Annotated in this window: 15 protein-coding genes and 3 pseudogenes; 11 read left to right on the forward strand and 7 right to left on the reverse strand. The window is 71.9% G+C overall.

The features are described from left to right. Positions 1-77 precede the first annotated feature (77 nt). From ACQCO7_RS05860 to ACQCO7_RS05875, 4 genes and pseudogenes are all read left to right on the forward strand, one after another. Complete coding sequence (locus ACQCO7_RS05860) at positions 78-1,007, forward strand: MMPL family transporter (RefSeq protein WP_464070817.1); 930 nt, start codon at positions 78-80, stop codon at positions 1,005-1,007. Between the two features lie 217 nt (positions 1,008-1,224). Beyond that, positions 1,225-1,787 (forward strand): annotated as a pseudogene (locus ACQCO7_RS05865) (MMPL family transporter). An 83-nt stretch (positions 1,788-1,870) separates the two neighbouring features. Then, positions 1,871-2,526, forward strand: a pseudogene (locus tag ACQCO7_RS05870) (DUF7134 domain-containing protein); the annotation flags it as partial. Then, positions 2,526-2,834, forward strand: a pseudogene (locus ACQCO7_RS05875) (LuxR C-terminal-related transcriptional regulator); the annotation flags it as partial. The pseudogenes ACQCO7_RS05870 and ACQCO7_RS05875, both read left to right, overlap by 1 nt. A 311-nt stretch (positions 2,835-3,145) precedes the next feature. Here ACQCO7_RS05875 and ACQCO7_RS05880 read toward each other — a convergent pair. Beyond that, positions 3,146-3,643: a hypothetical protein gene (locus ACQCO7_RS05880; RefSeq protein WP_464070818.1), complete on the reverse strand. Its 498-nt coding sequence runs from the start codon at positions 3,641-3,643 to the stop codon at positions 3,146-3,148. A gap of 225 nt (positions 3,644-3,868) precedes the next feature. Between ACQCO7_RS05880 and ACQCO7_RS05885 the strand changes: the two genes are divergently transcribed. Continuing rightward, the gene (locus ACQCO7_RS05885) at positions 3,869-4,018 is read left to right on the forward strand and encodes a hypothetical protein (protein WP_464077441.1); all 150 of its coding nucleotides are present in this window, start codon (positions 3,869-3,871) and stop codon (positions 4,016-4,018) included. A gap of 122 nt (positions 4,019-4,140) precedes the next feature. Here ACQCO7_RS05885 and ACQCO7_RS05890 read toward each other — a convergent pair whose 3' ends face one another. The 3 genes from ACQCO7_RS05890 to ACQCO7_RS05900 form a co-directional block, all read right to left on the reverse strand. Beyond that, positions 4,141-5,433: an MFS transporter gene (locus ACQCO7_RS05890; protein ID WP_464070819.1), complete on the reverse strand. Its 1,293-nt coding sequence runs from the start codon at positions 5,431-5,433 to the stop codon at positions 4,141-4,143. Between the two features lie 157 nt (positions 5,434-5,590). Then, positions 5,591-6,520 (reverse strand): COG4705 family protein, encoded by a 930-nt coding sequence (locus tag ACQCO7_RS05895; RefSeq protein ID WP_464070820.1) that lies wholly within the window; start codon positions 6,518-6,520, stop codon positions 5,591-5,593. Between the two features lie 151 nt (positions 6,521-6,671). After that, positions 6,672-7,511 carry a COG4705 family protein gene (locus ACQCO7_RS05900; RefSeq protein ID WP_464070821.1) on the reverse strand — a complete coding sequence of 280 codons (840 nt, stop codon included), beginning with the start codon at positions 7,509-7,511 and terminating at the stop codon, positions 6,672-6,674. A gap of 92 nt (positions 7,512-7,603) precedes the next feature. On the opposite strand from ACQCO7_RS05900, the gene ACQCO7_RS05905 reads away from it, so the two are divergent. Continuing rightward, positions 7,604-8,641, forward strand: a complete 1,038-nt coding sequence (locus ACQCO7_RS05905; RefSeq protein WP_464070822.1) for a bile acid:sodium symporter family protein — start codon at positions 7,604-7,606, stop codon at positions 8,639-8,641. Here the strand turns inward: ACQCO7_RS05905 and ACQCO7_RS05910 are convergent. The 3 genes from ACQCO7_RS05910 to ACQCO7_RS05920 form a co-directional block, all read right to left on the reverse strand. Further along, a complete protein-coding gene (locus ACQCO7_RS05910) occupies positions 8,598-8,849 on the reverse strand; it encodes a hypothetical protein (RefSeq protein WP_464070823.1) in 252 nt (83 codons plus the stop codon). The two genes, ACQCO7_RS05905 and ACQCO7_RS05910, sit on opposite strands and share 44 nt — an antisense overlap. A gap of 97 nt (positions 8,850-8,946) precedes the next feature. Continuing rightward, positions 8,947-9,876, reverse strand: a complete 930-nt coding sequence (locus tag ACQCO7_RS05915) for a M56 family metallopeptidase (protein WP_464070824.1) — start codon at positions 9,874-9,876, stop codon at positions 8,947-8,949. Further along, the gene (locus tag ACQCO7_RS05920) at positions 9,873-10,244 is read right to left on the reverse strand and encodes a BlaI/MecI/CopY family transcriptional regulator (RefSeq protein ID WP_464070825.1); all 372 of its coding nucleotides are present in this window, start codon (positions 10,242-10,244) and stop codon (positions 9,873-9,875) included. Before ACQCO7_RS05920 ends, ACQCO7_RS05915 begins: the two co-directional genes overlap by 4 nt. Positions 10,245-10,382: 138 nt before the next feature. Between ACQCO7_RS05920 and ACQCO7_RS05925 the strand changes: the two genes are divergently transcribed. From ACQCO7_RS05925 to ACQCO7_RS05945, 5 genes are read left to right on the forward strand one after another with little or no spacing between them, the layout of a single operon-like run. Beyond that, a complete protein-coding gene (locus ACQCO7_RS05925) occupies positions 10,383-11,063 on the forward strand; it encodes a DedA family protein (protein WP_464070826.1) in 681 nt (226 codons plus the stop codon). Then, on the forward strand, positions 11,060-11,668 hold the full coding sequence (locus ACQCO7_RS05930) for a phosphatase PAP2 family protein (RefSeq protein WP_464070827.1): 609 nt from the start codon (positions 11,060-11,062) through the stop codon (positions 11,666-11,668). Before ACQCO7_RS05925 ends, ACQCO7_RS05930 begins: the two co-directional genes overlap by 4 nt. Further along, positions 11,665-12,453 carry a phosphatase PAP2 family protein gene (locus ACQCO7_RS05935; RefSeq protein ID WP_464070828.1) on the forward strand — a complete coding sequence of 263 codons (789 nt, stop codon included), beginning with the start codon at positions 11,665-11,667 and terminating at the stop codon, positions 12,451-12,453. The genes ACQCO7_RS05930 and ACQCO7_RS05935 overlap by 4 nt, the downstream gene beginning before the upstream one ends. After that, entirely contained in the window at positions 12,407-13,069 is a 663-nt protein-coding gene (locus ACQCO7_RS05940) for a response regulator transcription factor (RefSeq protein ID WP_464070829.1), read from the forward strand. Before ACQCO7_RS05935 ends, ACQCO7_RS05940 begins: the two co-directional genes overlap by 47 nt. Continuing rightward, positions 13,066-14,445: a sensor histidine kinase gene (locus ACQCO7_RS05945; protein WP_464070830.1), complete on the forward strand. Its 1,380-nt coding sequence runs from the start codon at positions 13,066-13,068 to the stop codon at positions 14,443-14,445. Before ACQCO7_RS05940 ends, ACQCO7_RS05945 begins: the two co-directional genes overlap by 4 nt. Positions 14,446-14,449: the final 4 nt, after the last annotated feature.

Genomic DNA, 14,449 nt, shown 5'->3' on the forward strand with positions numbered 1-14,449 from the left:
CTCGCCGGAAGTCCGGGGACCGAAGCAGGCGTTCCCCGGAGGGAGATCGGTCGATGAGGGCCGGAGAGACAACCACGATGAGGACGGGACGCGGGCGAGCCGTTCCCTGGGCTGTGCTAGGGCTGTGGATCGCCGCGCTCGTGCTCGTCGGGCCGCTCGCGGCGAAGCTCGCCGACGTGCAGCACGACAAGGTCACCGACTATCTGCCGGCGAGCGCGGACTCGACGCGGGCGGCGAAGATCGAGGAGAAGTTGCCCGGTGGCGAGACCACGGAGCTGGTGCTCGTCTACCACCGGGACGGCGGGCTCAGCGCCGCCGACCGGGAGACCGCGGCCGGGCAGGTCGCGGAGATCGCCCGGCAGCACGAGCTGACCGGCGGTGCGCCCCAGGGGATTGCGTCCAAGGACGGTACGACCCTGATGTACCCGGTCGCCGGCAACGAGCCCGGGGCGGACGAGGAGCAGCGGGACAAGCTCGTCGACGACGTCCGCGAAGTCGCCCGGGGCGACGGCGGGTTGAGCGTCGAGGTGGGCAGCACCGGCGCGCTGGCCACCGACTCCGGCGCGGTCTACGACTCGCTCGGCGGACCGCTGATCTACACCACCGTCGCCGTACTGCTGTGCCTGCTCGCCGCCGACCTCAACAGCAGCCGGGGCATGGGCCCGCTCGGCGCCGTCGGTGTGCTGTGCGCGCTGATCGCGATGACGACGCTGCTCCCCGCCGTCTTCGTACTGGTCGGACGACGGGTGTTCCGGCCGCTCGTGCCCGCCTTCGGGAGCACGCCCAAGGGGCGGCGGAGCCTGTTCTCGGCGATGGGCGGCTCTGCCGGACGCAGGCCGTACTCGCGAGCGGTGCCGTCCTGCTCGGCGCCCTCGCCCTCGGCTCGCTCGCCCTGCCGGGACCGCTCAAGCAGGAGGACTCCTTCGTCGACAAGCCGGAATCCGTCGTCGCGATGGAGACCCTCGCCGAGGCATATCCCGGGCAGGGCAGCCGGCCCATCGACGTGATCACCCCGCAGGGCCGCGCCGACGAGACCCTCGCCGCCGTCCGCGCACCCCGGGAGTCGTCGGCGCGGAGAAGGGGCGTACGGGAGACGGCTGGACCGAGATCTCCGTCTTCGCGAAGAGCGCACCCCAGTCGGCGGGGGAGACCGCCACCATCAAGTCCCTGCGGGACAGGCTGAAGGGCTCCTACGTCGGCGGGGACAGCGCCCAGCAGATCGACCTGGAGGACACCAACGCCCGGGACACGAAGATCGTCGTACCGCTCGTCCTCGTCTCCGTGCTGCTCATCCTGATCGTGCTGCTGCGGAGTCTGGTCGCACCGCTGCTCCTGGTGGTCGCGGTCGTCGCGGTGTGGGGCGCCTCCCTCGGGATCGGCGGACTGGTCTTCGAACCGGTCCTGGGTCTGAAGGGCACCGATCCGGGGCTCGGGCTGCTGTCCTTCGTGTTCCTCGTCGCTCTCGGCGTCGATTACGGCGTCTTCCTCATGCACCGGCCGAGGCGGCGCTCACCGCGCTGCGCACCACCGGCGGCGTCATCGCCTCCGCCGGGCTGGTCCTCGCCGCGACCTTCGCCGTGCTGACGAACATGGGCCTGGTGCAGCTGGTCCAGCTCGGCTTCGTGATCGCCGTCGGCGTCCTGCTCGACACCTTCCTCGTACGGACGTACCTGGTGACCAGCGCCGGCGTCGCCCTGCGCCGGAAGGTGTGGGGGCCGGGCGCGCTCTCCCGGGAGCCCGAGCCGTCCGGGCCGCCACGGCGGCCGGAAGCCGTCGGCGCACCCTGAGCACGCTGATCGAACGCCTCGATCGAGCACCTTGATCCGGCGGGCCCGCCCGGGTGCCCGCACGAGTACCGGAAGATGGAGCCGTGGAAGAACGGGGAACGACCACAGGGGTAGGCGGCCGGTCGGAGACGGCGGCCGGTCCCGTCGTGTCGAGCGCGTCATGTCCGCCGTCAACCGCGAGCCGCTGACCGCACCGCGCCGCACCCGCAACGACGCGGTCCTCGCGCTGGTCGTCGCCGTGCTCGCCGTGGCCATCGCCCTGACGGGCGGCGAAGGGATGCCGCCCGACCGGCTCGGCTGGACGCTGCTGCTCGCCGGGTACGTGCCCCTCGTATGGCGCCGCCGCCGTCCGGTGGTGGCCCTGCTCGGGGTGGTGGCCTGCGTGGCTCCGTACTACGCCCTCGACTACGACCCCGCCCTGCCCGTCCCCGCGACCGTCCTGGCGCTCTGCACCGTCGCGGCGACCGGCGCCGTACGCCGCACGCTGATCACCGGTGTCGCCGTCCTCGGCCCGGCACTGATCAGCAACGGCCTCACCAACCCGGAGGGGGCGCTGGAGTCCCTGGAGATCTCCGGCTGGATCATCGCGGTCCTGTTCATCGGCATCGCCGTCCGCTACTACCGCTTGTACGTCGCCTCCATCGTCGAGCGGGCCGAACGCACCCGGGAGGAGGAGGCCAGGCTCCGCGTCGCCGAGGAGCGGCTGCGGATCGCCCGCGACCTGCACGACCCGCTCGCGAGCACGTCGTCGAGGCGCTGCGGGCCGGGGCGTCCGGTTTCCTCGTGAAGGACATCAGGCCGGCCGAACTCCTCGACGCCATCCGGACGGTGGCCGCCGGGGAGTCCCTCCTCCCACCCGGTCCCACCTCGCGGCTGATCGCCCGCTTCCTGCGCGCGCCGAACACCGCGACGGCATCCGCGGTGGGCGGGCCGAGCGGGCTGTCCGAACGGGAACGGCAGGTGCTCGCGCTGGTCGCGCGCGGTCTCAACAACGCCGAGATCGCCGCTGCGCTGGGATTCAGCCCGCTGACCGCGAAGGTGTCCGTGATCAACCTGAAAACCAACAAGGTGGCCAAGACCGTCCCCATCGGTGACATCCCGCCGGTCACCGGGTCAGGCAGGTTCTTCCGTCCGTCGAAGGTGGCCCTCACCCCCGACGGGAAGAGCGCCTTTGTGGTCGGCTCCTACGGCAACGGGACATCCGAGGGAACGGTGTTCGCGATCAACACCGCGACCAACGCGGTGACCCCCATCACCGTCGGCGCCGGCGACACCATGGGGGTAGCCGTCGGCCGGCTCTGACGGCGCCACGAGCACTCGGGCAGCTCCAGGCGCACGCGCTTCCCCGGCCCCGGCCGTCAGCATCGGCACCGGGAGAAGGGGCCGACCCGAAGTCGGCCCCTCGGAAGGTTCCGTCGAAGCCGAGCGCTTTCCAGGACGGCTTCGACGGTCGGGTAGGTGCTGGGGCCTCCGGGGATGCCGACGGCGTCGTAGCCGGCGCGGGCCATCTCGGGTCCGTACCAGGCGTGACCGCAGCGGCGCCAGCCGTTGCGGCCCTGGCCGACGAAGGCCCGGTCCCGCTTGGCCCGGCACTCGGTGCACCACCACACAGGCATGCCGCCCAGGGCGTGGGGGCCGGGGTGTTCGGCTTTGCGGCGTTCGGCGGCGGTGGGCTCACCGGTGTTCTGGCGGCGCAGGCCGAATTCCTTCTCCAGGGCGCGGCAGGCCGCCTGGGCCTTGGGCCAGTCGCGGTCGACGCGGGCGCGGCGGAGGTCTCCTCGGACAAGGGTGGCGGCGATGTGGATGGGGTCATCGGCGTGACGGACGGCGAGGACGCGGCGGGCGACCTCTCTCATCGACGGGGTCGTCCAGGTCCCACGGGCCGTCACGGCCGAAGGGACGAGGGATTTCCCCTCGTCGCGCATCTTGCAGCCGGTGTTCGGGCAGTCGACGGCTGGCCGGCTTCATCCTCGACAGCCGACGCACGCCGAGCAGGCGCTGTCCGCATCCGCCGCAGGGGCGTTCCGGAGGCTCAGCCCAGGAAGCTGAGCCGGACCTGACGGTTGGCGTTGTCTTTGTTGGTGTCCGCGAAACTCCGTTGGGGCAACGCCGAGCCTGTCGACGAGCCCCTCGTCGACTACATCTCGCCCACCGGCGGCGGCTGCTTCTTCGCCCTGCCCGGAGTCCGCGACACCGAGGACTGGCTCGGCCGCGGGCTGCTCGCGACCTGACTCCGTTTCCTCGAACCGTCCCTTTGCAGTGCTGCCGGCCTTCGAAAGGGTCCGCCGCTCGGTTCCCCGCCGAACAGCAGCGTGGTGACGGGAGCGCCCGTGCATGCCCGCACTTTCGGCGCTCAGCGGACGGGCGTGGAGCGCACGGCCCGGGTGGCCCACAGCAGGATGAGTGCGGCGGCCTGGACTCCGGCGACGACGACGATCAAAAGGGGGATGGAGATGTCGTACAGGACCCCGGCCAAGGCGCCGCCGACCAAGGCGACCGCCCCCATGATCCCGGCGAAGACGCCGAACGCGGTGGCCCGGCGGCCTGCGGGTACGAGGTCGGCGACGGTGGCACGCAGCGTGGATTCCTGAACCCCGACAGCGGCGCCCCACACCAGCGCACCCGCCACGGCGACCCCCACTGTGTCGGTGAAAGCGAGGGCTGGAACGGCGGCGGACAGCAGCGGCAGGACGAGCAGGACCTGGGCGCCGAACCGGTCGTACAGCCAGCCCGTGGCCAGCGCCGCCACCGCGTCCGCGGCCATGGCCGCCGCGTACAGTACCGGCACCATGGCGGTCGGCATCAAGTGGCGGACGACCAGGTGGTAGGAGAGCAGACCGAAGGTGGCGAAACCGGTCAGGGTCGCGGCGGTGAAGACCGCGTAGGCCCAGAAGGCACGCGGCAGCTTCCCCTCGCGGGACTCGGCAGGAGGCGGCTTCCCGGGCACCGCCGGGCCGATGGTGGTCTCGTAGCCGATCGGATCGGGAACCCTGGCACGCAACCAGAGCAGCAGCGCGATGGCGGCCACGCCGGGCAGCGCGAGCACCCCGAGCGCCGGGGCGTAGTCGTTGCCGGTGAGGGCGAGTACCCCGGCCACCGTGAGCGGACCGACAAGAGCGCCGACCTGGTCCATCGCCTCGTGGACCGCGAAGCCGCGGCCCCGTCCGGTGGCGGCGGTGGCGTGCGAGAGCAGCGTGTCCTTGGCCGGGGAGCGCACGGCCTTGCCGACGCGTTCCGCGATCACCAGGGCGCAGGCCACCCACAGCACGCCGGCCAGACCGAGCACCGGGACGGTGACCGCGGTCAGCACGTATCCGGCGATGGTCCACGCCCAGAAGCGGCGGCTGCGGTCGGCCAGTGGTCCCGAAGCCAGGCGCAGTCCGAGAGCGGCGGCCTCACCCGCCCCCGTGACCACGCCGACCACAGCCGCGGAGGCGCCCAGGTGGGCGAGCAGTGGGCCGGTGACGGAGCGGGCACCCTCGTAGACGAAGTCCATCAGCAGGCTGACGCCCCCGAACACCAACACGAACCGCCACGCCGAAAGCCCCCGGGCAGGTCCGTCCGACGGTTCGGGCGTGGCAGACGTGATGCGGGCGGGGTTCACGAACTCCTCCCCAGGGTGTCGCGTGCCCAGCAGGCCGGACATGGTCTCCTGAACACCGGACCACCTCCTGGTGGCGCTCTCATCTTCACCGGACGAATCCGGCAGGCGTATCTTCTCTCAACACGCTGTAGCAGTCGGAGGCGGAGGGGCGCGCAGGACACTCTCCCGCCCCGCCCGACGAGCGTGGCACCGTTCAGGCTCAATCGGCCCGCTCGGTGGCCCGCTCGTATTCGCCCGTCTCAGGAGGCGGAACCGCAGACGGGGCGAGGCGGCGGCGCTCCTGAGCGTGGGCACAACCCGTCAGACCGACCAGCACGGCCAACAGCACGGCCGACGAACCCGCCGTACCGAGGTCGAGACCGCCCTTGGCGACCGGCTTGGTAAGGAAGTCACCAGCCGTCGCCCCGAGCGGGCGGGTCAGCACGAAGGCGATCCAGAACAGCAGCACGTTCGGCACGACGGGCGCCCTCATCAGAGCCACCAGGACCAGCAGGACACCGGTCACCAGCGCCGCCCCGCCCGCGTAGCCGAGGCCTGAACTGTCGGACAGGAAGTCGCCCATCGAGGTGCCGAGGGTGTTGGATACGAGGATCGCCGACCAGAACAGCACCTCGCCGCGGAAGCCGACGATGTCGCGGATGACGAACGTCATCCCGGTCAGCTTCCAGACGGCGAAGATGACGACCAGGATCGAGATCAGGATCGCCGCGCCCGCCGGGTATCCGAGACCGAGGCCCTGGGGTCCCCAGCCCAGCGAAGTGGTGCCACTCGAGAGGTACTTGGTGCTGGCGTCGCGGTTCATGAAGTCGGACATCGTGGTACCGGCCATGCTGGTCGACAGGATGACCGTCCAGTAGAGGAACGGGTTGTAGCGGCGGGAGCGCAGCTGAACGACCAGGGTCGCCACGAAGAGCAGGAACAGGGCGACCGTGGTGAGGAAGTAGCCGAGCTTCAGGGTCTGGGCGAAGAGGTCGCCGGCCGTCTCGCCCAGGGTCGTCGCCGCGACTTTCATGATCCAGAAGGCGAGGGTGACCTCGGGCAGTTTCTTCATCACCGACCTGGCCGTGGTCGCGGCTCGTTGTTGCCGGACGGCAACGTCTGAGTCGGTGAGGGCTTCGAGGTTCTCCATGGTCGGACACTCCTGTTCGTGGGGGTGTGAAAGGGCACCCGTCTCCGCGTGGCGGGTGCCCCGCGACACACGGGTCGACCGCAGAGGCCGACCGTGGTGTCCGACCTTCTCGGTGATCACCTGAACGCTTCCTGAACGTCTTGCGAACCGTTCAGGCCGCCTGCCGCGTCACGTGCCCGGGGTCCGCGACGTCCTTGCGGGTCACCGCCAGGTACACGACCAGGCCGAGGATGACCGCGAGGAAGAGCCCGCTGGTGACGACGGTGCCGAGACCGAGGCCGCCGTCACCGGTCGGCTGGGACAGGTAGTCGCCGATCGAGGCCCCGAGCGGGCGGGTGAGGACGTAGGCGATCCAGAAGCTCCACACCGCGTCCAGGCCCAGCGCGAAGTGCGCGACCGCGACGGCGCCGATGGCCAGGGCGAACAGGACGGCCGCGAGCCAGAAGCCGAGGTCCATGCGCTCGGAGACCAGGTCGCCGGCCGCGGTGCCGAGGGCGAAGGTGAACAGTACGGCCAGCCAGTAGAACGACTCACGGCTGGTGGTGTCGATGCTGTGGATGGACAGGGTCCGCTCACGCCGGTACCAGGCGACGAAGACGACCGCGAGGAGGAGTGCGAAGACCGTGGTGGTCGTCTCCAGCGGTACGCCCATGTCGTCGGTGAGGTTGTCGCTGATCAGTGTGCCGACGACGCTGATGAGGGCGACGGCGAGCCAGTAGACGCCCGCGCGGTAGGCGGTCGTGCGGAACTGCACGACAAGGACGACCGCGAGCAGCGTGCTCATCAGGACCGACACACCGGTCAGGCCCAGACCGGCCTTCTCGTTGAGCAGGTCCGCCGCGGTCTCGCCGACCGTCGTGCACAGCACCTTGATGATCCAGAAGTAGGCGGTGACTTCCGGGACCTTGTTCCAGCGCAGTCGGTGGGAGGCGCGAGCAGAGGCACTCGCGCCCGGTTCGGCCTCGGGAGTCCCGGAGAGTTCGTAGGTCATGGGGCGGGACGCTGCCAGCGGTTGCCTGAACGCATCCTGACTGTCGCGCGGGTTTCCCGGGTCGCCGGGTCCGGCCTGATCACGATGGGCCGATGCACACCCGCGCCGCGTCCTGGCTGCGGCACCGGCTCGGCCGTGCCGTGGTTCTCGCCTATCTCCTCGCCCTGTTCCTGCCCGGACCGGGTCTGTGGCTGCGTCGTCCCCATCTCCTGCCGCTGGCCCACCTGGCGCTGCACACCGCACCGCTCCTGCTGTCCCTGGTGCTGTTCTCGGCCGGGCTTCAGGTGCCCGTCCGCGAGCTGGGCCGCCTGGTGCGGCACCCGCGGGCGCTGCTCGCCGGGCTGGTGCTGCACCTGGCGATCCCGCTGGCGGTCGTACCGTTCGTCGCGTTCCTGCTGCGGCGCACCCCCGACTCCGACGGTGGCAGCGGGCTGCTCACCGCGATGATCCTCGTCGCGGCGATGCCCGTCGCCGCGGGGGCCACCGTGTGGACCGACAAAGGCGAAGGCGACCAGCCCACGATGGTGGGCCTCGTCCTGGCCTCGACGCTCCTCAGCCCGCTCACCACTCCCCTGCTGCTGGAGACGCTGGCGCCGCTGCTGAGTGGCGGCTACGGACAGGTACTCCTCGACACCGGCAGGCTGGCCCAGGGCGGGTTCGGCCTGGCCACGGTGGTTCTGCCCTGCGCGGCCGGCCTCCTGAGCGCTCTCGTCCTGCCCGCGCGATGGCTGAGCCGTCTGCACAGGACGGTGCTGCCGCTGGCCCTGGCCGGCTCGCTGGTCCTGACCTACGTCAACGCCAGTGGCGCCCTCGGATCCGTCCTGGCCCGGCCCCGCCCGCTGCTGTTCGCCGCCGCCCTGGCCGTGGCCGCCATGGTCTGCCTGCTGTCCTTCGCTCTCGGCCGGGTCGCCGCCCGCGTCCTGCGGCTGGAGGCGGGTACCGCGTCCTCGCTGACGCTCGCCTGCGGTATGAACAACAGCAGCGCGAGTGCGGTCCTGATCACCGCGTCCCTGCCCGACAAACCGCACCTGCTGCTGCCGGTCCTCGCCTACGGGCTGCTACAGAAGACCGCCGCGAGCCGGATCGTCACCCGCCTCCGGCCCGCTCCCGCTCCTGCGGCAGGACCATGAAGCGGCCCTCGGCCGAAACCCTCCGGCCCGGCTTCCTCCTGCCACGGTCCGGCTCCGCGCCCATCTGCGCCTCCGGGTCTCCGCCACACCGCCTGAGGAACCCGTCCGGCCTGCCGACCTCGCCCTCGACGTCGCAACCCGCCACCACACGCTCCGCGAAGAGGACATCGAGCCGGGCCCCACCGAGTTCGGACGCCGCCGATGCCACCGGCGACCTCCTCCGGCTGCGAGGCCGGTCCTCGCCCGAAGCTGATCACACGGCGGGCAGACCGCCCCCGTACGGTGGGCCGCCGGGCCCGAACCGGTCAGGGACCCTCCTCGCCCTGGGCGACCTCGACCTGGTGATGGAAGTCGATGACGCCGACTGTTCCGGCAGCGACGGACAGGACCGCGCAGACCGCCAGGAGGAACGCGGTCCCGTACGTGGCGCGCGAGCTGTCTCCGGAGGGTGCGAGGAGGGCGGCGACGCGTTGCGGAACCGGGCCGGTCGTCGCCGCGGGCGCGAAGTCCGGGCGGGTGGACGGGGAGGCGTGGCCGGCGAGGGCGGCGCGGGCGATGGCTGTGGCGATCAGACGCCGGTCGCCGACGGCGGTGGCGGCGGTCTCGTCGGCGGCCCGCTCGGCGGCGAGCCGGATGCTGTCACGGACGGCGCGCAGGGCGGGGTGGCAGTGGGCGGCCAGTTCGGCGGCGGCCAGGAAGTAGTGGTGGCCGGCCCGGTTGTGGGCGCGTTCGTGGGCGAAGAGGGCCTCACGCTCGGCGGGGCCGAGGCTGCGCAGCATCGCGGTGGTGACGACGATGCGGTGGGGCCGTCCGGGCAGGGCGTACGCGTCCGGGTGGGGCGAGTCGACGACGCACAGGTCACCGGCGGCGGGGCGGCGGTCGGCCTGGGTGCGGGCGGTACGGAAGGCGCGGGCCTGTCGGAATGCCGAGCGCGCGAGGGTCAGTGCGCTGAGGGTGAGCACTCCGGTGGCCGCGACGGCCGCGGGGAGGACGAGATGGTCCGAGGGGGTACGCAGTGGGTGGACGAGTTCGCCGAGTGTGGCGAAGGCGGGGAGTTTGAGCAGGCCGGTCAGGACCAGGGTGCCGAGTGCGGCGACACAGGCTCCGGCCAGTGCCAGGGCCGTCGCGGTGAGGATCCACAGGGCGGTGGCGGGGGCCAGGCGGTCGAGGGTCCGGCGGGCCGACGCTGGCGCGAGGAAGGGCAGGATCAGCGGTACGAGCAGGAGGACGGTCATAGCTCGTCGCCCTCCAGGAGCCGCCGCAGGAGCTGCTCGTCGCCGGGGTTGAGCTGGGCGACGAAGCGGGCCAGGACCGTCTCGCGGTCGGTGTCCCGGTCGAGTTCGGTGTGCATGCGCCGGGCGGTCAGGCCGGGAGCGTCCTGCACGGGAACGTAGGCGTAACCGCGACCCTGCCGCTCACGGCTGACGACGCCCTTCTCGTGCAGCCGGGTCAGGATCGTCGTCACCGTCGTCCTGGCGAGGCCGGAGCCGAGCTCGCTCTGCACGCGTCCCGCGCTGAGCGGCACCCCGGCCGCCCACAGCGCGGCCATGACAGCGGCTTCGAGCTCGCCGGCCGGCCGCCTCTCGTCCTTCGCGTCGGTCATGGAACCCTCCTCGCCCCACTATCGTCTACAGTTCAGTAGACCGTCTACGGAATTGTAGTCAGTCGTGGGGTGTGCCGCCGCGTCCCATCCGACGGTCCGTACGAAGGACTCCGCAAGAAGGACGAAAGGCTCCCGACGATGACCACAGCCGTGCACCTGTCGTCGCAGCTCGCCGTCAACGTCCTGGATGCCCGGTCGCTGCTGTCCGCGTTCGGCGTGCTGGGCGTGGGTGCGGTGCTGTTCGCCGAGACCGGGCTGCTGATCGGTTTCTTCCTCCCGGGCGACTCGTTGCTGTTCACGGCCGGTCTACTGTGCACGGGCGCCGCCGACCGCGGCCTGAAGCTGTCGCTCGCCCCGCTCCTGGTCGCCGCGGCGGTCGGGGCGCTGGCGGGCTCGCAGTGCGGATATCTCCTGGGCCGGAGAGCGGGCGGTGCCCTGCTCGCCCGCAGCCGTTCGGCCCGCCTGCACGAGGGCGCGAGACGCGCGGAGGAACTGCTGGCGCGGTACGGGTACGCGAAGGCGATCGTGCTGGCCCGCTTCGTTCCGGTGGTGCGCACGGTCCTGAACCCGATGGCGGGCGCACTGGGGGTGCCGGTGCGCACGTTCACCGTCTGGCAGGTGACCGGCGGACTGGCGTGGAGCCTGGGTCTCACCCTGGCGGGATACACGCTGGGCTCCTCCGTACCGAACGTGGACCGGTATCTCCTGCCGGTCGTCGTGGTCATCGTGGCCCTGTCACTGATCCCGGTGGCCGGCGAGGTGTACCGCTCGCACCGGGACGCAAAGGCCGAGGCGACGGCGAAGGAGGCGCGCGGATGATCCTCGCCCTCGACGGCTCGTCGGTCGACGGCCCGGCCTACACCGACGTGGTGAACCTCGCCCGGCACGCTCCCGCCTGGCTGAACGACACGGTGACTGCGTGGTCGACCTACGGGCTCGCCCTGTTCGCGGTGCTCATGGCCGTCGGCTGGTGGCAGGCCCGGCGAGAGGGTGCTGCCGCGTCGGTGACGGCCCTCGCCGCGCCGTTCCTCGTGGTCCTGGCGTACGGGGTGGATGCGGGGCTGAAGCTGCTGGTGCGCGAGGACCGGCCCTGCCAGAGCCTGCGGGTGGCCACGCTGGAGGCGTGTCCGGCGTCCGGCGATTGGTCGTTCCCCAGCAACCACGCGGCCATTTCCGCGGCGGCGGCCGTAGCCCTGCTGTTCGTCTCCCGCAGGCTCGGCACGGTCGCCGCGGTGGCCGCCGGTGCGATGGCGGTCTCGCGGATCTGGGTCGGCGCGCACTACCCCCACGACGTGCTGGCAGGGGTCGTGGTGGGCACCCTGGTCGCGCTGCTCGCCATGTCGGCACTGCGCAGGCGTGCGGATGTACTGGCTCTGCGGCTCACGGGCACCCGGCTGCGTCCGCTGCTGGTGGTGGTGTCATGAAGCGCGGTGACGTCGCGGAACTGGCCGGCAGCTGCGGCCTCGGCGCGTGGACCGCTTTCGGTGTCCTGACGATGGTCGTGGTGGGCCACGGCGGCATCCCGCTGTTCGCGGACGGCGACCTCCTCACGTGGTCCGTTGCCCACCGGTCGCACGTGGCCGTGGCGTTCGCCCGCGGGCTGACCGCCACCGGGACGGGTGCCCTCCCGTTCGCGCTGGCCGTACTGGCCGGAGTCGTCGCGGGACGCACCCTCCGGCAGCGGGTGCTCGCTGTCGCCCTCTGCCTGGGCTGCCTGGGGGCGGGCCAGGGGCTGCGGTACGCGGTGATGGCACTCGCCGCCCGGCCGCGGCCACCCCTGACGGACTGGGAGACACATGCCTCGGGATTGGCGTTTCCGTCCGGTCACACCACCACGGCGGCCCTCACCGCGGGGCTGCTGATCATCGCCGTCCGCGTCCGCGGCCCGCGTGGCGGGACACCGTTCACCCTGGTCATCGGCTGCTGGGGCGCGCTGGTCGGGCTGACCCGCGTCTACCTGGGAGTGCACTGGTTCACCGACGTCGTCGGCGGCTGGCTGTTCGCCTTCGGCTGGCTGGGAGCGTGCCTGTGCGCCGTGGCCTGCTGGCTGCCCGAGCGATGGACCCCCGGATCGACCGACACCGACACAGCGCCCGGGACAACAGAAGCGGCGGGCACCGCAGAAGGCCGAACGGACCCGGCACGAGAACAGGGGAACCGCCATGCGTCAGACGATCCTGGTCGTCGAGGACGATCACGCCCTGCGTGACGTGCTGATGCGCGGGCTGCGCGACGAGGACTTCGACACCGTGCCCGCGCCGGACGGCGCCACCGCCCTGCGGCTGGCCACCGGCGACCTCTCCGCCGCCGTACTCGACATCGGGCTGCCCGACGCCGACGGGCGGGATGTGTGCCAGGCGATGCGCGCGAACGGGTTCCTCTCCCCCGTCATCTTCCTGACCGCCCATCACCGGCTGGCCGACCGGCTGGCCGGGTTCTCCGCCGGAGGCGACGACTACCTGTCCAAGCCCTTCCACCTCGCCGAACTCGCCGCCCGCCTGCGGGCAGCCCTCAAACGGACCGCCCCGCCGACCGCCTCCACAGCGGGAGACCTGGCACTGGACGCCGTCCAACACGTGGTCACCGTCCGAGACACCCGGGTCGATCTGACCCCGACTGAGTTCCGCCTCCTCGCCGCGCTCATGGCGGCTTCCGGTGGTGTCGTGCGCCGCCGCGAGCTGGTCCGGGCGGGCTGGCACGAGGGCGCCCAGGTACACGACAACACCCTCGACCAGTACGTGACCCGGCTGCGCCGCAAACTGCGCGAGGCAGGCAGCGACCGGACGATCGGCACAGCCCGTGGGATCGGCCACCGCCTGTCATGAGCGGTGTCCGCCACCGGCCGCGGCCGACCGTGACCGCCGTCCTCCACCGTCTGGCGCCCCGCACCCTGCGCGGCCGGCTGTCACTCGTGGCACTTACCACGGCCGCACTGCTGATGCTGGTCCTCACCGTCGCCTTCAACGCCGTGGCCGGCCGCCGTCTCCAGCACCAGGCGGACGATGAGCTGCGCACCCGCGCCGCCGCCGTCGCGACGACCATCGACACAAGCGGCACGACGGTACGCGTCCTGGAGACCTCCCACGACGACCTCCTCGACACCAACGTGTGGATCTACGCCGGCCGACGTCTGCTGGAGGAGCCGCCGAACGCCGGCCCGCTGACCCGCGTCGCCGACGCACTCGCCGGACGCGGCGGACCGCGGTGCGTCACCGCCGACGTCCACGGCCCCCTGCGGCTGTGCTCCCAGCCGGTGCCCGGCGACAGGAGCGCGGCCACGGTGGTCACCGCGCTCGACCTCTCCCCCTACCGGAGTTCGGCCGACACCCTGCTGCTGGGATCGCTCACCCTGGACGCCGTGATGCTCGCCTGCACCTACGCCTTGACCCGGCTGGCGGTCGGCCGTGCGCTGCGCCCCGTCCGCACGATGACCGACCAGGCCATCCAGTGGAGCGCCGTCGCCTCCGAGGAACGCTTCGGCAGCACCCGGCACCCGGCCGAACTCGCCCGCCTCGGTACGTCGCTGGACGCGATACTGGACCGCATCCGCACCCTGCTGCGCCACGAACGGCAGCTCACCGGGGAACTCTCGCACGAACTACGGACACCCCTGAGCCGGATCATCGCCGAACTCGACTGGTGGCACACCCGCCCCCGCACGACCGGCCAAACCCGTACCACCCACAAGGTCATCGCGGACGCCGCCGAGTCCATGCGCACCATCTGCGACACCCTCCTGGACGACGCCCGGGGCGCCACACTCACCGCTCCGGGCACCGCAGATGTCCTGCCCACGCTGCAACGCCTCACCGAACTCATGGACGTATCAGGCCACTTGGCGCTCACCACCGGCGGCCCACACCTGCTGGCCGGTGTCCCGCCCGCCCTTCTCGAACGCATCGTCAGCCCTCTCCTGGCCAACGCCTGCCGCTACGCCCGCACCGGCGTCGACGTCCGCGCGTACCGCACACCCGACGGCGTACGCATCGACGTCACCGACGACGGACCCGGCGTACCCCGCCCGTTCGCCTCACGGCTCTTCGAACCCGGGCAACGCTCGGATCCCAACGACGGACACCACGGAGCGGGCCTGGGGCTCCCGCTGGCACGACGCCTGGCCCGCTCCGCCGACGGCGAGGTGACCTACGACCCCGGGCACACGCCCGGAGCACGCTTCGTCGTCAGCCTGCCCGCCGGCTGACAGC

It is taken from the genome of Streptomyces saintjeani (assembly GCF_055409605.1).

Bases quoted from the DNA above. Each gene is read 5' to 3' on its own strand.
- ACQCO7_RS05930 (WP_464070827.1), top strand. From the start codon at position 11,060: ATGATCCTCGCCCTCGACGGCTCGTCGGTCGACGGCCCGGCCTACACC.
- ACQCO7_RS05880 (WP_464070818.1), bottom strand. From the start codon at position 3,643: ATGAGAGAGGTCGCCCGCCGCGTCCTCGCCGTCCGTCACGCCGATGAC.
- ACQCO7_RS05945 (WP_464070830.1), top strand. From the start codon at position 13,066: ATGAGCGGTGTCCGCCACCGGCCGCGGCCGACCGTGACCGCCGTCCTC.
- ACQCO7_RS05860 (WP_464070817.1), top strand. From the start codon at position 78: ATGAGGACGGGACGCGGGCGAGCCGTTCCCTGGGCTGTGCTAGGGCTG.
- ACQCO7_RS05920 (WP_464070825.1), bottom strand. From the start codon at position 10,244: ATGACCGACGCGAAGGACGAGAGGCGGCCGGCCGGCGAGCTCGAAGCC.
- ACQCO7_RS05925 (WP_464070826.1), top strand. From the start codon at position 10,383: ATGACCACAGCCGTGCACCTGTCGTCGCAGCTCGCCGTCAACGTCCTG.
- ACQCO7_RS05935 (WP_464070828.1), top strand. From the start codon at position 11,665: ATGAAGCGCGGTGACGTCGCGGAACTGGCCGGCAGCTGCGGCCTCGGC.
- ACQCO7_RS05940 (WP_464070829.1), top strand. From the start codon at position 12,407: ATGCGTCAGACGATCCTGGTCGTCGAGGACGATCACGCCCTGCGTGAC.
- ACQCO7_RS05890 (WP_464070819.1), bottom strand. From the start codon at position 5,433: ATGTCCGGCCTGCTGGGCACGCGACACCCTGGGGAGGAGTTCGTGAAC.
- ACQCO7_RS05915 (WP_464070824.1), bottom strand. From the start codon at position 9,876: ATGACCGTCCTCCTGCTCGTACCGCTGATCCTGCCCTTCCTCGCGCCA.
- ACQCO7_RS05905 (WP_464070822.1), top strand. From the start codon at position 7,604: ATGCACACCCGCGCCGCGTCCTGGCTGCGGCACCGGCTCGGCCGTGCC.
- ACQCO7_RS05900 (WP_464070821.1), bottom strand. From the start codon at position 7,511: ATGACCTACGAACTCTCCGGGACTCCCGAGGCCGAACCGGGCGCGAGT.
- ACQCO7_RS05895 (WP_464070820.1), bottom strand. From the start codon at position 6,520: ATGGAGAACCTCGAAGCCCTCACCGACTCAGACGTTGCCGTCCGGCAA.